At 72.7% G+C, this 14,128-nt stretch carries 13 protein-coding genes; 8 read left to right on the top strand and 5 right to left on the bottom strand.

All coding sequences use genetic code 11. The annotated features are described in order from the left end of the window. Positions 1 to 51: 51 nt before the first annotated feature. A complete protein-coding gene (mfd, locus tag AB0F29_RS29405) occupies positions 52 to 3,585 on the top strand; it encodes a transcription-repair coupling factor (protein WP_361878124.1) in 3,534 nt (1,177 codons plus the stop codon). A 303-nt stretch (positions 3,586 to 3,888) separates the two neighbouring features. Here the strand turns inward: mfd and AB0F29_RS29400 are convergent, their stop codons facing one another. The 3 genes from AB0F29_RS29400 to AB0F29_RS29390 all read right to left on the bottom strand — a co-directional run bounded on the left by AB0F29_RS29400 (position 3,889) and on the right by AB0F29_RS29390 (position 5,948). Then, positions 3,889 to 4,653 carry a hypothetical protein gene (locus tag AB0F29_RS29400; protein WP_361878414.1) on the bottom strand — a complete coding sequence of 255 codons (765 nt, stop codon included), beginning with the start codon at positions 4,651 to 4,653 and terminating at the stop codon, positions 3,889 to 3,891. A 201-nt stretch (positions 4,654 to 4,854) separates the two neighbouring features. Then, positions 4,855 to 5,109: a hypothetical protein gene (locus AB0F29_RS29395; RefSeq protein WP_361878121.1), complete on the bottom strand. Its 255-nt coding sequence runs from the start codon at positions 5,107 to 5,109 to the stop codon at positions 4,855 to 4,857. Positions 5,110 to 5,360: 251 nt separating this feature from the next. Next, the gene (locus AB0F29_RS29390; protein WP_361878118.1) at positions 5,361 to 5,948 is read right to left on the bottom strand and encodes a TetR/AcrR family transcriptional regulator; all 588 of its coding nucleotides are present in this window, start codon (positions 5,946 to 5,948) and stop codon (positions 5,361 to 5,363) included. A gap of 114 nt (positions 5,949 to 6,062) precedes the next feature. Here AB0F29_RS29390 and AB0F29_RS29385 point away from each other — a divergent pair, with 114 nt between their 5' ends. Next, positions 6,063 to 6,932, top strand: coding sequence for a hypothetical protein (locus AB0F29_RS29385; protein WP_361878115.1), 870 nt, complete (start codon positions 6,063 to 6,065; stop codon positions 6,930 to 6,932). Positions 6,933 to 7,064: 132 nt separating this feature from the next. Next, positions 7,065 to 7,871, top strand: coding sequence for an HNH endonuclease family protein (locus tag AB0F29_RS29380; protein WP_361878112.1), 807 nt, complete (start codon positions 7,065 to 7,067; stop codon positions 7,869 to 7,871). Between the two features lie 55 nt (positions 7,872 to 7,926). Here AB0F29_RS29380 and AB0F29_RS29375 read toward each other — a convergent pair whose 3' ends face one another. Then, positions 7,927 to 8,595: a hypothetical protein gene (locus AB0F29_RS29375; protein ID WP_361878110.1), complete on the bottom strand. Its 669-nt coding sequence runs from the start codon at positions 8,593 to 8,595 to the stop codon at positions 7,927 to 7,929. Between the two features lie 98 nt (positions 8,596 to 8,693). Next, positions 8,694 to 9,251, bottom strand: coding sequence for a GNAT family N-acetyltransferase (locus tag AB0F29_RS29370; RefSeq protein ID WP_361878107.1), 558 nt, complete (start codon positions 9,249 to 9,251; stop codon positions 8,694 to 8,696). 130 nt (positions 9,252 to 9,381) lie between these two features. On the opposite strand from AB0F29_RS29370, the gene AB0F29_RS29365 reads away from it, so the two are divergent. The 5 genes from AB0F29_RS29365 (at position 9,382) to AB0F29_RS29345 (ending at position 14,055) form a co-directional block, all read left to right on the top strand. Then, positions 9,382 to 10,128 (top strand): N-acetyltransferase, encoded by a 747-nt coding sequence (locus AB0F29_RS29365; RefSeq protein WP_361878411.1) that lies wholly within the window; start codon positions 9,382 to 9,384, stop codon positions 10,126 to 10,128. Positions 10,129 to 10,331: 203 nt separating this feature from the next. Further along, entirely contained in the window at positions 10,332 to 10,862 is a 531-nt protein-coding gene (locus AB0F29_RS29360) for an isochorismatase family cysteine hydrolase (RefSeq protein ID WP_361878409.1), read from the top strand. Between the two features lie 123 nt (positions 10,863 to 10,985). Next, the gene (locus AB0F29_RS29355) at positions 10,986 to 11,588 is read left to right on the top strand and encodes a hypothetical protein (RefSeq protein ID WP_361878104.1); all 603 of its coding nucleotides are present in this window, start codon (positions 10,986 to 10,988) and stop codon (positions 11,586 to 11,588) included. Then, positions 11,585 to 13,225, top strand: a complete 1,641-nt coding sequence (locus tag AB0F29_RS29350; protein ID WP_361878101.1) for a serine/threonine-protein kinase — start codon at positions 11,585 to 11,587, stop codon at positions 13,223 to 13,225. The genes AB0F29_RS29355 and AB0F29_RS29350 overlap by 4 nt, the downstream gene beginning before the upstream one ends. 173 nt (positions 13,226 to 13,398) lie before the next feature. Next, positions 13,399 to 14,055, top strand: a complete 657-nt coding sequence (locus tag AB0F29_RS29345) for a SurA N-terminal domain-containing protein (RefSeq protein WP_361878098.1) — start codon at positions 13,399 to 13,401, stop codon at positions 14,053 to 14,055. Positions 14,056 to 14,128 lie beyond the last annotated feature (73 nt).

The raw sequence follows: 14,128 nt of genomic DNA, 5'->3' as shown, positions 1-14,128 counted from the left end.
CTGCCGGTGAACCCTGAGCCGCACCTGATCTGAACCCCGGACGGAAACTTCATGAGCCTGCACGGTCTGCTGGATGTCGTCGTTACGGACCCGGCGCTCGCCGAGGCGGTGAAGGCCGCCGGGGACGGGCACCGGGCACACGTCGACCTGGTGGGCCCGCCCGGCGCACGGCCGTTCGCCGTGGCCGCGCTGGCCCGGCAGACCGGCCGGACCGTACTGGCCGTCACCGCGACGGGCCGGGAGGCCGAGGACCTGGCCGCCGCCCTGCGCACCCTGCTGCCGCCGGACACCATCGCCGAGTACCCGTCCTGGGAGACCCTGCCCCACGAGCGGCTCTCGCCCCGCTCGGACACCGTGGGCCGCCGCCTCGCCGTGCTGCGGCGCCTGGCTCATCCCCGCGAGGACGACCCGGAGACGGGCCCGGTCTCCGTCGTCGTCGCGCCGATCCGCTCCGTGCTCCAGCCGCAGGTCAAGGGGCTCGGCGAGCTGGAGCCCGTGGCGCTGGCCGGCGGACAGAGCGCGGATCTGGGAGAGGTCGTGGACGCGCTGGCGGCCGCCGCGTACTCCCGGGTCGAACTGGTGGAGAAGCGCGGCGAGTTCGCCGTACGCGGCGGAATCCTGGACGTCTTCCCGCCCACCGAGGAGCACCCCCTTCGGGTGGAGTTCTGGGGCGACGAGGTCGAGGAGATCCGCTACTTCAAGATCGCCGACCAGCGATCCCTGGAGGTCGCCGCGCACGGACTGTGGGCCCCGCCCTGCCGTGAGCTGCTGCTGACCGACCAGGTGCGGGAGCGGGCCGCCGTGCTGGCGGAGGCCCACCCGGAGCTGGGTGAGCTGCTCGGCAAGATCGCGGAGGGCATCGCGGTCGAGGGCATGGAGTCCCTGGCCCCGGTCCTGGTCGACGACATGGAACTGCTGCTCGACGTCCTGCCGCGGGACGCGATGGCGATCGTCTGCGACCCGGAGCGGGTCCGCACCAGGGCGGCCGACCTGGTCGCCACGAGCCAGGAGTTCCTCCAGGCGTCGTGGGCGGCGAGCGCGGGCGGTGGCGAGGCCCCCATCGACGTGGGCGCGGCCTCGCTGTGGGGCATCGCGGACGTCCGGGACCGGGCCCGCGAACTGGACATGATGTGGTGGTCGATCTCGCCGTTCGCGGCCGACGCCGCCGACCACGACGACGACACCCTCCAGCTCTCCATGCACGCCCCCGAGGCCTACCGGGGCGACACCGCCCGTGCGCTCGCCGACACCAAGGGCTGGCTGGCCGAGGGCTGGCGCACGGTGTACGTGACGGAGGGCCAGGGCCTCGCCACCCGTACGGTCGAGGTGCTGGGCGGCGAGGGCATCGCGGCCCGCCTCGACGCGGACCTGGCCGAGCTCACCCCGTCCCTGGTGCACGTCTCCTGCGGGGCCATCGAGCAGGGGTTCGTCGACCCGGCGCTGAAGCTCGCCGTGCTCACCGAGACGGACCTGACCGGCCAGCGCACCGCCACCAAGGACCTGGGCCGGATGCCGGCCCGCCGCCGCAAGACGATCGACCCCCTGACGCTGGAGGTCGGCGACTACATCGTCCACGAGCAGCACGGTGTCGGCCGGTACGTGGAGATGGTGCAGCGCACGGTCCAGGGCGCGACCCGCGAGTATCTGCTCGTCGAGTACGCCCCCGCCAAGCGCGGCCAGCCGGGCGACCGCCTCTACATCCCGACCGACCAGCTGGAGCAGGTCACCAAGTACGTCGGCGGCGAGGCCCCGACGCTGCACCGGCTCGGCGGCGCGGACTGGACGAAGACGAAGCAGCGGGCGAAGAAGGCGGTCAAGGAGATCGCCGCCGACCTGATCAAGCTCTACTCCGCCCGGATGGCGGCCCCCGGCCACGCCTTCGGCGCGGACACTCCCTGGCAGCGGGAGCTGGAGGACGCCTTCCCGTACGCGGAGACGCCCGACCAGCTGTCCACGATCGCCGAGGTCAAGGAGGACATGGAGAAGACGGTCCCCATGGACCGGCTGGTCTGCGGCGACGTCGGCTACGGCAAGACGGAGATCGCGGTCCGGGCGGCGTTCAAGGCGGTCCAGGACGGCAAGCAGGTGGCGGTCCTGGTCCCCACGACCCTCCTGGTCCAGCAGCACTACGGCACGTTCACCGAGCGCTACTCCCAATTCCCGGTCAACGTCCGCGCCCTGAGCCGCTTCCAGTCGGACACCGAGTCCAAGGCCACCCTTGAAGGCCTCAGGGACGGGGCGGTCGACCTGGTCATCGGCACCCACCGCCTCTTCTCCTCCGAGACGAAGTTCAAGGACCTCGGCCTGGTCATCGTGGACGAGGAGCAGCGGTTCGGCGTCGAGCACAAGGAGCAGCTCAAGAAGCTCCGCGCCAACGTGGACGTGCTCACGATGTCCGCGACTCCCATCCCCCGTACGCTCGAAATGGCGGTCACCGGCATCCGCGAGATGTCCACGATCACCACCCCGCCGGAGGAGCGCCACCCGGTCCTCACGTTCGTCGGCCCGTACGAGGAGAAGCAGATCGGCGCGGCGGTCCGCCGTGAACTCCTGCGTGAGGGCCAGGTCTTCTACATCCACAACCGGGTCGAGTCCATCGACCGGGCCGCCGCCCGCCTCCGCGAGATCATCCCGGAGGCCAGGATCGCCACGGCCCACGGCCAGATGTCGGAGGCGTCCCTGGAACAGGTGGTGGTGGACTTCTGGGAGAAGAAGTTCGACGTCCTGGTCTCCACGACGATCGTCGAGTCCGGTATCGACATCTCCAACGCGAACACCCTGATCGTGGAGCGCGGCGACAACTTCGGCCTCTCCCAGCTGCACCAGCTGCGCGGCCGGGTGGGCCGAGGCCGGGACCGGGGCTACGCCTACTTCCTCTACCCGCCCGAGAAGCCCTTGACGGAGACGGCCCACGAACGCCTGGCCACCATCGCCCAGCACACGGAGATGGGCGCGGGCATGTACGTGGCGATGAAGGACCTGGAGATCCGCGGCGCGGGCAATCTGCTCGGCGGCGAGCAGTCCGGCCACATCGCGGGCGTCGGCTTCGACCTGTACGTCCGCATGGTCGGCGAGGCGGTCGCCGACTACCGGGCCCAGATGGAGGGCGGCGAGCAGGAGGAGCCCCCGCTGGAGGTCAAGATCGAGCTCCCGGTCGACGCGCACGTCCCGCACGACTACGCCCCCGGCGAGCGGCTGCGTCTCCAGGCCTACCGCGCGATCGCCGCGGCCTCCTCGGAGGACGACATCCGCGCGGTCCGCGAGGAGTTGACCGACCGCTACGGCCCCCTGCCCGAACCGGTCGAGAACCTCCTCCTGGTCGCCGGCCTGCGCATGCTGGCCCGCGCCTGCGGCGTCGGCGAGATCGTCCTCCAGGGCTCCAACATCCGCTTCGCCCCGGTGGAGTTGCGCGAGTCCCAGGAGCTGCGGCTGAAGCGCCTGCACCCCAAGACGGTCATCAAGCCGGCCGCCCACCAGATCCTGGTCCCGCGCCCGACGGCCGGAAGGATCGGCGGCAAGCCGGTCATCGGCCGCGAACTGCTGGCGTGGACGGGGGAGTTCCTGACGACGATCCTGGGGTCGTAGACCCGCGTACCGAGTGAACGACGGGCCCCGCCGCGCTGACCGGCGGGGCCCGATGCGTCTGGCCCCGAAGCCGCTACGGCGTCGCGGGCCGCTTGAACGCGGCTCGGTACTCCCTGGAAAGAGTGCACGCCCGGTTGCACCAGCCGGCGCTGCGGTTGGGGTCGCGGGAACCGGGGGCCCGGGCGTCGATGGGGCCGCATCGACGCCCGGGCGGAGCAAGGCCGTTGTCATCCCCCGGCGGCGGTCTCCCGGCTCGGCGGACCGAGCGCCTTGGCCGTCACCGGCCTGTCGGTACGGCGGGCGTCACTTCACCACGACGTTGTCCCCGGACGACGTCGACGCACCGGTGGTGGTGTTGCCGTAGTACGCCCAGCGCCACGTACCCGACTTGGAGGCCTTCACGGTCGTCTTGAGCTTGCCCGAGCCGTCCGCGTACACCTTCTTGACCGTGCTGTAGGAGGCCGAGCCGGAAGGCTTGAACTGCAAGCTCACGTGGCGGCCACCGTAATTGGCGTACTTCCTGGTCTCCCAGTTCGCCCGCGTGACCTTTCCGGTCACGGTGATGGTCTTGCCCTTGGCCACCGGTTCCGGTGAGGCGTTGACGGTCAGACGGGAGTTGCGCTGGACGTAGACCGTCATGCCCTTGTCGTCGACGTCACCGCTGCCGTCCTTGAAACGCACCTCGGCCCCGACCCTCCAGGCCCCGGCCTCGCTGTTGCGCATGTCCCACACACTCGGGTCGAAGTACATCGTCTCGTTGATGTCGCAGGCGCCGACCCGGTTGGGGCAGTCGTTCGTCTCGATCGAGTGCCACAGCTGTTCCTCCCCACTGTCGCGGTGGAGGAACACCAACCCCGGCGCCTTCCACGGCTTCGTGGTCGTCATCCGGAAGGAGGCGGGCACCGCGACCTCCTTCGTCGTCCCGATGACGATCGGCTTGCCGCCGTTCACCTGGACACGGCTGAACGAGGCCCCGCCCTCGGCCGCCCCGGCCGGCACCGCGGCCACCGCCGTGAACACCGCCGCCGCACCGCCGGCCACGACGGCTCTCCAGACCTGCTTCCCCACCTGATCCCCGATCTCCGTACGAATGGCGCCGAAGGATCGTCCCTCCGGCGCCTTACAGACGGCCGACATCCACCCAGGGTTGTGCACCCGCGCATCACGATGGGACATCGGCCCTGCGGACGCGGCCGACCGGGGCGGCGGCGGCCGATGGAACGCCGCCCGGACGGTCTTGCAGACAACTGCGTGCTCGACCGGCCGAGGTCACTCGGCCGGGGCCAACGCCTCCGCGATCTCCTCGTGCAGCCCCAGCGGCAGGCCGACGCCCCACCGGTCCGCCGCCTCGGCCGCCAGTTCCCGGCTCCACTGCCAGCTGTTCGCCGCCCCCGTGCGGAGGACCTCCGGGGTCAGCGGTCCCGTCGTCGTGGCGTACCGCTCGACGTCCTCCTCCCGTACGTAGAGGCAGGCGTCCAGGTCCGAGTGGGCGTCGGCCTCGCCGAGTGTCCACGAGCCGTGCAACAGGACGCCCTCCACGCGGAATCGGCGTCGGCCGTCGCGCGCAGCAGCCCGATGCGGCGGTCCAGGCCGTCGGAGGGCCGGTGAGTGCGGGCGTGGGTGGGTCGGGCGTGCGGCATGGGCGGGGCTCCTGAGTGGGTGCGTAGGCATACGAACGAGCCCGGCGGTCGACGCCGGGCGGCTGCCGGTCCCGCTGTGGGACCTCTTTCGTCACTCAGGAAACGCCCATGAGGGGCACCCTGGAGGACGCCCCGTCAGCTGGCGCGGCTGTTTTCCGGCGTGAAGATCAACGCCGTGAGCAACCGGAACGTCTCCTCCGGGCCCCGGCCCTCCACCGCGTCCGACAGAGCGCCGCTGAGCAGCAGCGTCGCGAAGCCGTGGGCCAGGGACCACGCGGCCACCCCCGCGAGACGGTCGTCCTCGCCCCGGCCGGTCGGCGGGAGGTCCGCCACGCCCGCGCGCAGGGCCTCGGTCGCCCGGGCGCGGGCGGCCAGCAGGTCCGGGGCGTCGGTGCGGTGCAGGTCCGGCTGGAACATCACCTGGAAGTGCGCGGGGTGCGTCGCCGCGAACCGTACGTATGCCACGCCCCGCTCGCGGAGGTCCGGGGCCCCGGCCAGTGCGTCGGCGAACAGGGCGTAGCCCTCGGCGGCCACGGCGGTCAGCAGACCCGTGCGGTCCTTGAAGTGGTGCGCGGGAGCCGCGTGCGAGACGCCGGCCCGCCGGGCCAGGTCGCGCAGGCTCAGGGCGCCGGGGCCGTTCGTCGCGATGACGTCGAGGGCGGCGTCCAGGATCACGCGCCGCAGGTCGCCGTGGTGATAGGTGCGCTCGCGCTCGCTGTTCATGGCAGCACCCTACCCGGCATCTTGTCATTGACAAGTTCCAGCGGTACGCGCATGCTGAAGACCTGATCTAGGCATTGGCAAGATGCGTGACGCCTGTTCTGAAGGGTGGAGATCATGACCGGAGAACCGGCCCGTGTGCGGCAGATGTGGCACCTCCTGGAGCCCCTGCACGCCGTTCTGTACTACGCCCCCGAGGCCTTCGAGGAGGCCGCCGCCCTGGGGTACGACACCGACGAGCGCTGGGCGAGCTATTTCGCCTGGCGGGCGGCTCCGCTGGGGGCGGTGGGTGCGGAGGAGGCGGTGCGGACGTTCCACAGCTTTGCCCCGGCCATGGTGGAGCGTTACGTTCCGGGCGTCTGGGCGACCGCAGACCCCGAGGCCGTGCTCGCGGCCCGGCTGCGGGCCGTCGACCGGTCCTACCGGGCCCTGTTCGGGGACCGCGTGGAGGGGCCGGAGTTCGTGGAGGCCGCCGCGCTGGCCCGCCGCGCGGCGGAGGCGGCGGGCCCTGGGACTCCCGGCGGCCTCGGAGCCGCCAACTCCGCGCTGCCCTGGCCCGACGCCCCGCAACTGGTGCTCTGGCAGGCGGCGACCGTTCTGCGTGAACACCGGGGAGACGGGCACATCGCCGCCCTCGTCGAGGCCGGCCTCGACCCGGTCGAGTCGCTGGTCTCCTTCGCGGCGGTCGGCGCGGCGCCGCCCGAGGTGTTCGCGAGCCGGGAATGGGGCCCGGAGGAGTGGGACGCGGCCCGGCGGCGGCTACGGGAGCGCGGGCTGCTGGCTGCGGACGGCACGGCCACGGACGCGGGGCGCGAGCTGCGCGTAAAGGTGGAGCTGCGTACCGACGAGGAGGCCGCCGGGCCGTGGCGGGCGCTGGGGGAGCAGGGGCGCGAGCGGCTGGTGGAGCTGCTGGGGGAGCCCTGGCTGGAGGTCATCGGGTCGGGGATGCTGCCCGCCGAGAACACCCTGGGCATCGGGAAGGTGTGACCGGGCCGGGGGAGTTGTGTGCTGACGCACGGTCATGGAAATCCCTCTGGCGGGGAAGAGGCGGGGAAGACGCGGAGAAGGCGCCCATAGGATTCTCGGCGTTCGGCTCTCTCCCCGTCAGGACGGCTTCACGTGATAGCTCCCCGTACGCACCGCCGCCGTACGTACCGAGCGGCGGCCCTGCCCGCCATCGGCGCTCTCGTCGCGATCGCCCTGGCGGGAGGCTGCGCCCCCGACGGCCTCGCGGCCGGTGGCGGAGCCGGCGCGAGCGGCGGGACCAACGGCGGCGCGCGGTCCCCCGGGGGCTTCGGTGCCAGCCCGCTGGACAACCCCGACGGTACGAAGCCGGGCCTGGCCCCCCTCACCACCGACGCGGACCGGGCCACCGCCCGGAAGATCATCGAGAAGGTGGCCACCAAGGGGCGCGGCCCGAAGACCGGCTACGAGCGGAAGAAGTTCGGCTACGCCTGGAAGGACGGGATCGACGGCATCCCGCTCGCCCGCAACGGCTGCGACACCCGCAACGACCTGCTCGCCCGGGACGGCAAGGGCATCGAGCACAAGGCGGGATCCGACTGCGTCGTCATGTCGATGACGCTCCAGGACCCCTACACCGGCGAGAGCATCGACTGGCGCAAGCAGCGGGCCACCGAGGTGCAGATCGACCATGTGATGCCGCTGTCCTACAACTGGCAGATGGGCGCCGCCCGCTGGAACGAGGCCAAGCGTGAGCGGATCGCCAACGACCCGCTCAACCTCATACCGGTGGACGGCCCGGCCAACAACGCCAAACGGGACTCCGGCCCCGCCTCCTGGCTGCCGCCGTACAAGCCGATCCGCTGCTCCTACGCCGTACGGTTCGCCCAGGTCTCGCTGAAGTACGAACTCCCGGTCACGGCCGCCGACAAGCGCACCATGCTCACCCAGTGCGGCGGCTGAGCGGCGGCTGGGCGGCTGCTGGGCGGCAGCCACCGCACCGGGGAGCGGGCGGGTCTCAGACCTTGCCGCCGCAGATCACGTCGTACGGCCGGCCCATCGCCATCATCAGCTGCATCGGCTCCGTGGTCGCGGCCGGGCACTCGGTCTTCTCCTTGACGAGGCCGAGGACCTTGAAGGCGTCCGCCCCGGCCGAGGCGCAGGCGATCTCCTTGGCCGTCGCCGAGATGCAGTCGCCCTCGACCAGCTGCCCACCGCCGGCGCCCGCGTCGCCGGGGTGGTCCCCCGTCAGGTTGCGGCCGCAGACCGTGTTGGTCGGGATGCCGCCGCCCTTCTTGTCGTCGCCGGAGCCGAAGACCCGGGAGACCTGGATGATCAGGTCCGTTCCGGCCGGGCACTGGATCGCGTTGGGCAGGAAGCTCGCGTCCTCGATCTTCAGGGCCTTGAAGGTCGCGCCCGCCTCGTCGCAGTCGTAGGCGCGGTAGCCGTCCGGCTTGTTCTCCGGGTCGGGACCTCCGCAGTCACCGATCTCCCACGAGCCGCCCTTGCCGTCCGACGCGGACGAGGACGAGGACGAGGGCGACTTCGCGTACTTGTTCGAGGACTCGTCCCCGAAGACCTTGAAGGCCCCGTAACTCAGGCCGAGGATCACCGCGAGCACCACCAGGCTCTGGAGGCACCCGGCGGCTCTCCGGGGGCGGGGCGGTGCGGTGGCGGGCTGGGTCATGGTTCTGCTCCTCGACGAGTGGCGCCCCCGGGTGCTGAGTCACGGGGGCGAAGTCACGGGTGGGGACGCGGCATGAACACCTCATGGTTCCGGCTGGATCACACCGGTCCGGGAGGGGCCTCGCCGAGGTCCTTGACCAGGAAGCGGGCCGGGTCCGCGACCTCCTGCCGGACGCCGTCGGCGTCGAGGAACGCGTACCGGTCCAGGTAGCGGCAGCCGGTCTCGCGGTAGCCGATCCGCAGGTAGAGCCCGGCCGCCCGGCGGTTGTCGTCGTCCACGCCCAGGCCGATCAGGGCGTGATCGGCGGCACGGACCCGCTGCTCCGCCGTCTGGATCAGCGCCGTGCCGATGCCCCGGGAGCGCAGCTCCGGTGGCCAGATCGCGAGCCCGTTCAGCTCGGGGCAGTCGGGGAAGCGGGCCCGGACCTCCGGGGCGGCGCAGCCCTGCCACAGGATCTGCGCCGACCCGACGGGTACGTTGCCGGCCCAGGCGGTCAGAAAGGTGCTGAGTCCCCGCTCCTGCCGGTCGAACCGGGCGGCGTGTCGCCGGGTCCGGCCGGGCGAGGGCAGGTGCCGCTCCAGGAGTTCGAGATCCGTCGCGCGGCAGGGCCGGATCTGTACGGGACCGACGCGGGCGGACGGAGGTGTCGTCGTCATGCGGCGTGACGGTAGCCGGGCGGCGGCGGCGCGGGCGAGCGGGCTGCGCGGGCGGGCGACCCCGGAGTGCGCGGGGAGCCGGGCCGATATTCGCTGGTCGGAGATGCTGCGGCTGTTTAGGGTCGCGCGTATGGAGCTGAACATCACCACCCTCGCCGAGCGTCCGGAGCTGGCCGACGCCCTGGACCGGATGCCGGACACCTGGCCGGAGTTCATGCTGGAGGACCTCGTCGGCTGGGCGAACTTCCCCCGGATCGCCGTCGAGTTCCCCCAGTACGTGCTGGTCGCCACCGACGCCGAGGGCGTCGTGGTCGCGCGCGCGTTCAGCGTGCCCTTCCTGCTGGACACCCCGGGGCGCGGCGAACTGCCCGTCGGCGGCTGGGACCAGGTGATGCTGTGGGCGTTCTCGGACCTGCGGCGCGGGAACACCCCCGACACGGTCAGCGCGATCGACATCACGGTGGCCACCGGCCATCTGGGCAAGGGGATATCGGGCCGGATGCTCGCCGCGCTGCGCGACAACGCGCTGCGGCTCGGCTTCGGGCAGCTCGTCGCCCCGGTGCGGCCGAACGGCAAGCACCTGCGGTCCGGACTGCCGATGGAGGAGTACGCCCGGCTGACCCGCCCCGAGGACGGGCTGCCCGAGGACCCCTGGCTGCGGGTCCACGCCCGGGTGGGCGGCAAGGTGGACTCGGTCGCCACGGTGTCGATGACGGTGAGCGGTTCGCTCGCGCAGTGGCGGGAGTGGACCGGGCTGCCGTTCGACACGGACGGCCCGGTGGAGGTCCCGGGGGCGCTCCTCCCGGTGCACTGCGCGCTCGCGCACGGTTACGCGGTCTACGTCGAGCCCAACGTCTGGGTGCGGCACCAGCTGTGACGCCCGGGCGGGAAGGTACGGACACGGAGCCCACCGCGCCCGGGCGGGAAGGTACGGGCACGGAGCCCACCGCGCCCGGGCGGGAAGGTACGGGCACGGAGCCCACCGCGCCCGGGCGGGAAGGTCCGGGCACGGAGCCCACCGCGATACCCGCCCATCCGGGCACGGCTCCCGCGCACACCCCCGCCCTCCTCGTCATCGACATGCAGAACGCCCTGGTGGCGATGGCGTACCGGGCGTCCGCCACCGTCGAGGCCATCGCAGGCCTCCAGGCGCGGGCCAGGGCCGCCGGCGCGCCGGTGACGTTCGCGCAGCAGGGGGACGACGAGCTGGAGCCCGGGACCGGGGGCTGGCGGATCGTGCCCGAACTGGCCCCCGCCCCCGGTGAGACGGTCGTGCCCAAGGCGGCACCGGACAGCTTCCTCGACACGGAACTGGACGCGGTCCTGCGCGCCCGGGGGGTCACCGAGGTCGTCGTCACCGGGTTCGCCACCGAGATCTGCGTCGAGTCCACCGCCCGGCAGGCGCTGAGCCGGGGGTACGACGTGGTGCTCGTCGCGGACGGCCACACCACGTCCGTCCGGCCGGGCCCCGGCCCGTACGCCGCACCGGGGGCGTCCGTCGCGCACCACAACGAGATCTACCGCAACCTCCGCTTCCCCGGACGGCGGGTGCGCGTACTGCCGGCGGCCGAGGTGGACTTCACGGGCGGAGCCCCGGCACCGGCCGGGTGACCGGGGCTGCGGGGCCGCGGGCGGGGCGAAGCACAACGGTTGGGTACAACCCGGGGTCGGCCCGTCGGTGGAGGTGTATACGCTCACCCCACACGTCCGACATACGCGTCCCAGGAGCAGCACATGCACGGCTACGGCCCGACGCCGCAGCAGCAGACGACATCCCGGCCGTCCCCGGCGACGCTCACGGCGGTGCGCGTGATCCTCGTGACGGTGACCGTGCTGAGCTGCGGCCTGCTGGGCTGGGTGGCGATGTTGCGGCTGGCGATCGTCACCCGCAGGCCGCGGGACTGGTTCCTGCTCGCGGTCGTGATCGTCCTCAACGTCGCGCTGTTCGCCTTCATCCTCGCCACACCGGACGACCCCGACGAGATGTCGGACGCGGCGGTGCTGTTCATGCTGCTCTGGATCGTCGCCCTGCTGGCCGGGGTGATCACCTATTACCTGTACGTGGAGATCCGCCACTACGGCTCCCTCGGCTCCCCGACCCCGTACAGCGCACCCGGGCACCCCGCACCGCTCCTCCCGTACCAGCAACACCCCGCACAACAGCACCAGAACCGGCACCAGAACCAGAACCAGCGCCCGCAGCCCAACCCGTACACCGTGCCGACCCTGCCGCCCACGCCCACCCCCGCGCCCCAGCGCCTCGACCAGGTCCGCGCCGAGCTGGACGAGCTGAGCGACTACCTCCGCAAGGAGAACCGGGAGGGCGAGGGCCGGTGAGCGGGCGGATCATCGCCGACCGGTACGAACTGGCGACCATCCTCGGCCAGGGCGGCATGGGACAGGTGTGGACGGCCTACGACCGGCGGCTGGACCGCCGCGTCGCCGTGAAGCTGCTCCGCCCCGACCGGGTCGCCGGGCCCACCGGCAGCGACGCCGCGGACGAACTGCGCCGCCGGTTCGTCCGCGAGTGCCGGGTCACCGCGCAGGTCGACCACCCCGGCCTGGTCACCGTCCACGACGCGGGCAGCGAGGACGACGACCTCTACCTCGTCATGCAGTACGTCGAGGGCGCCGACCTCGCCGACCATCTGGCCGAGCGGAACCCGTACCCCTGGCCGTGGGCCGTCGCGGTCGCCGCCCAGCTCTGTGCCGTCCTCTGCGCGGTGCACGCGGTGCCGATCGTCCACCGCGACCTCAAGCCCCGGAACGTGATGGTCCGTCCCGACGGCACCGTCACCGTTCTCGACCTCGGCGTCGCCTCCGTCCTCGACACGGACACCACCCGCCTCACCCACACCGGCTCACCCATCGGCTCCCCGGCCTACATGGCCCCCGAGCAGGCGATGGGCGGCGCGGTCGGCCCCTACACCGACCTGTACGCCCTCGGCGTGCTCCTGCACGAACTCCTCAGCGGTGACGTGCCGTTCGCCGGTTCCACCGCGCTCGGCGTCCTGCACCGCCACCTCTACGAGCCCCCGCTCCCGGTCCGCGAGACCCGCCCCGAGGTCCCCGTCGCGCTGGAGGCCCTCGTCCTGCGGCTCCTCGCCAAGGACCCCCAGGACCGGCCCGCCTCCGCCCAGGAGGTGTACGAGGACCTCGCCCCGCTGCTGCCCCAGCACGGGGCCCCCGCCGGGCCGCTCGACCCGACGCGTCCGTTCCTGCGCCCGCACGCCCCCTGGCCGGACCGGGCCGCGACCCCGGCCTTCGTGCCCGCACCCGCCACCTTCGCCGCGCCGCCCCCCTCCCTCGGCGCCCCGCCGTCCTTCACCCCGCCCCCGGCCGCCGCACCGACCCCCGCGCGCCCCGCCCACCTGCCGCCGGGCACCCCGCCGCCGCCCGCCCGGCCGGATGTCGCGCGGGCCGTGGACGAGGTCAAGAAGCTGCTCGGCGAGGGCCGCATCACCCAGGCCGTGGACGTCCTCGGCGCCACGCTCCCGGCCGCCGCCGCCGAGCACGGCGAGCACTCACCGGTCGTCCGCATCCTGCGCAAGCAGTACGCCGCGACCCTGATGGACGACGGGCAGTACCGCCGCGCCCTGCCCGAGCTGCGCCGCCTCGCCGAGGACCGCACCGCCGAAGCGGGCCGGGCCGACGCCCAGGCCCTCCAGTTCCGCTACGACGCCGCCCAGTGCCTCGAACAGCTCGGCGAGGCCGGGGCCGCGCTGGTCGAGTACCGCGCGATCCTCCCGTACTACGAGAACGCCTACGGGCCGATCGCCTCCGACCCCGGCCGCGCCCTCGACATCCGGCACCGCATCGGGCAACTGCTCCTGGCGGTCGGCGACCACACCGCGGGCCGGGCACAGCTCCAGGCCCTGCTGTACGACGCCGAGCGCACCTACGGGCCGCACCACCCGCTGCCGATGGATCTGCGCCGCCTGCTCAGCCACCAACGGGACGTCCGCGGGGGCTGACAGCGCCCCCGCACCGCCCCCACCGGAGCACATTCCCGGCCATCTCCCCGACCACATCCCCAACTCCTCCCGAATCGTTGGTCGAATCAGTGGCACCGGCCACCTCCACTGCCTAACATCGATCACCGCAAGGCTTTGTGCACTGATGCACAAACTCTCCCCGGGAGGCTCCTTTGCACCGCCGTCGTCGCACCGCGCTCGCCGTCCTCGCCGCGACACTCGTCGCCGCGCCACTCCTTTCGGCCTGCGGCAACCAGTCCCACCCCGGCGCCGCGGCCGTCGTGGGCGGCGATCGGATCGAGGTGTCGACGGTCCAGGACCGCGCCGCGGACGTCCGCACCGCCCAGGAAAGCTCCCCGGAGGCCACCCAGCTGGTGAACAAGTCGGGCCAGCTCAACCGCGCGAAACTGCACGGGCTGATCTTCGGCCGGATCCTCGACCGCGCCGCCGCGGACGCGGGGGTCACGGTCACCCGCAAGGAGATCCAGGAGATGCGCAGGACCAGCGGCGCCCAGCAGGGCGGCGAGGAGCGGTTCGAGGCGATGATGCTCCAGCAGCGCTGGGTCGCCCCGGACCAGATCGACGCCGACATGCGCCAGGAGGTCCAGCTCCCGAAGCTGGCGGAGGCGCTCGGCGCGGACCTCGGCACACCGGCCGGCCAGCAGGTCGTCGGCGAGGCCCTCACCAAGGCGTCGAAGGCCCTCGACATCGACGTCAACCCGCGCTTCGGCACCTGGGACGACCAGAAGATGCAGCTCGGCAACTACAGCGCGCCCTGGATCACCCAGGTCACCGAGTTCGCGCCGAAGGACGCCCCGGCGGGCGCCTGAGCCGGCCGGGGCCCGAAGCGACGGGCGCCTGAACGGGCGGATCGGGGACCCCGAGGCCGGAGGTAGGTTCGCA

Source organism: Streptomyces sp. NPDC026589 (assembly GCF_040638385.1).
Taxonomy (GTDB): Bacteria; Actinomycetota; Actinomycetes; order Streptomycetales; family Streptomycetaceae; genus Streptomyces.
This window is presented reverse-complemented; position numbering and strand designations above follow the sequence as displayed.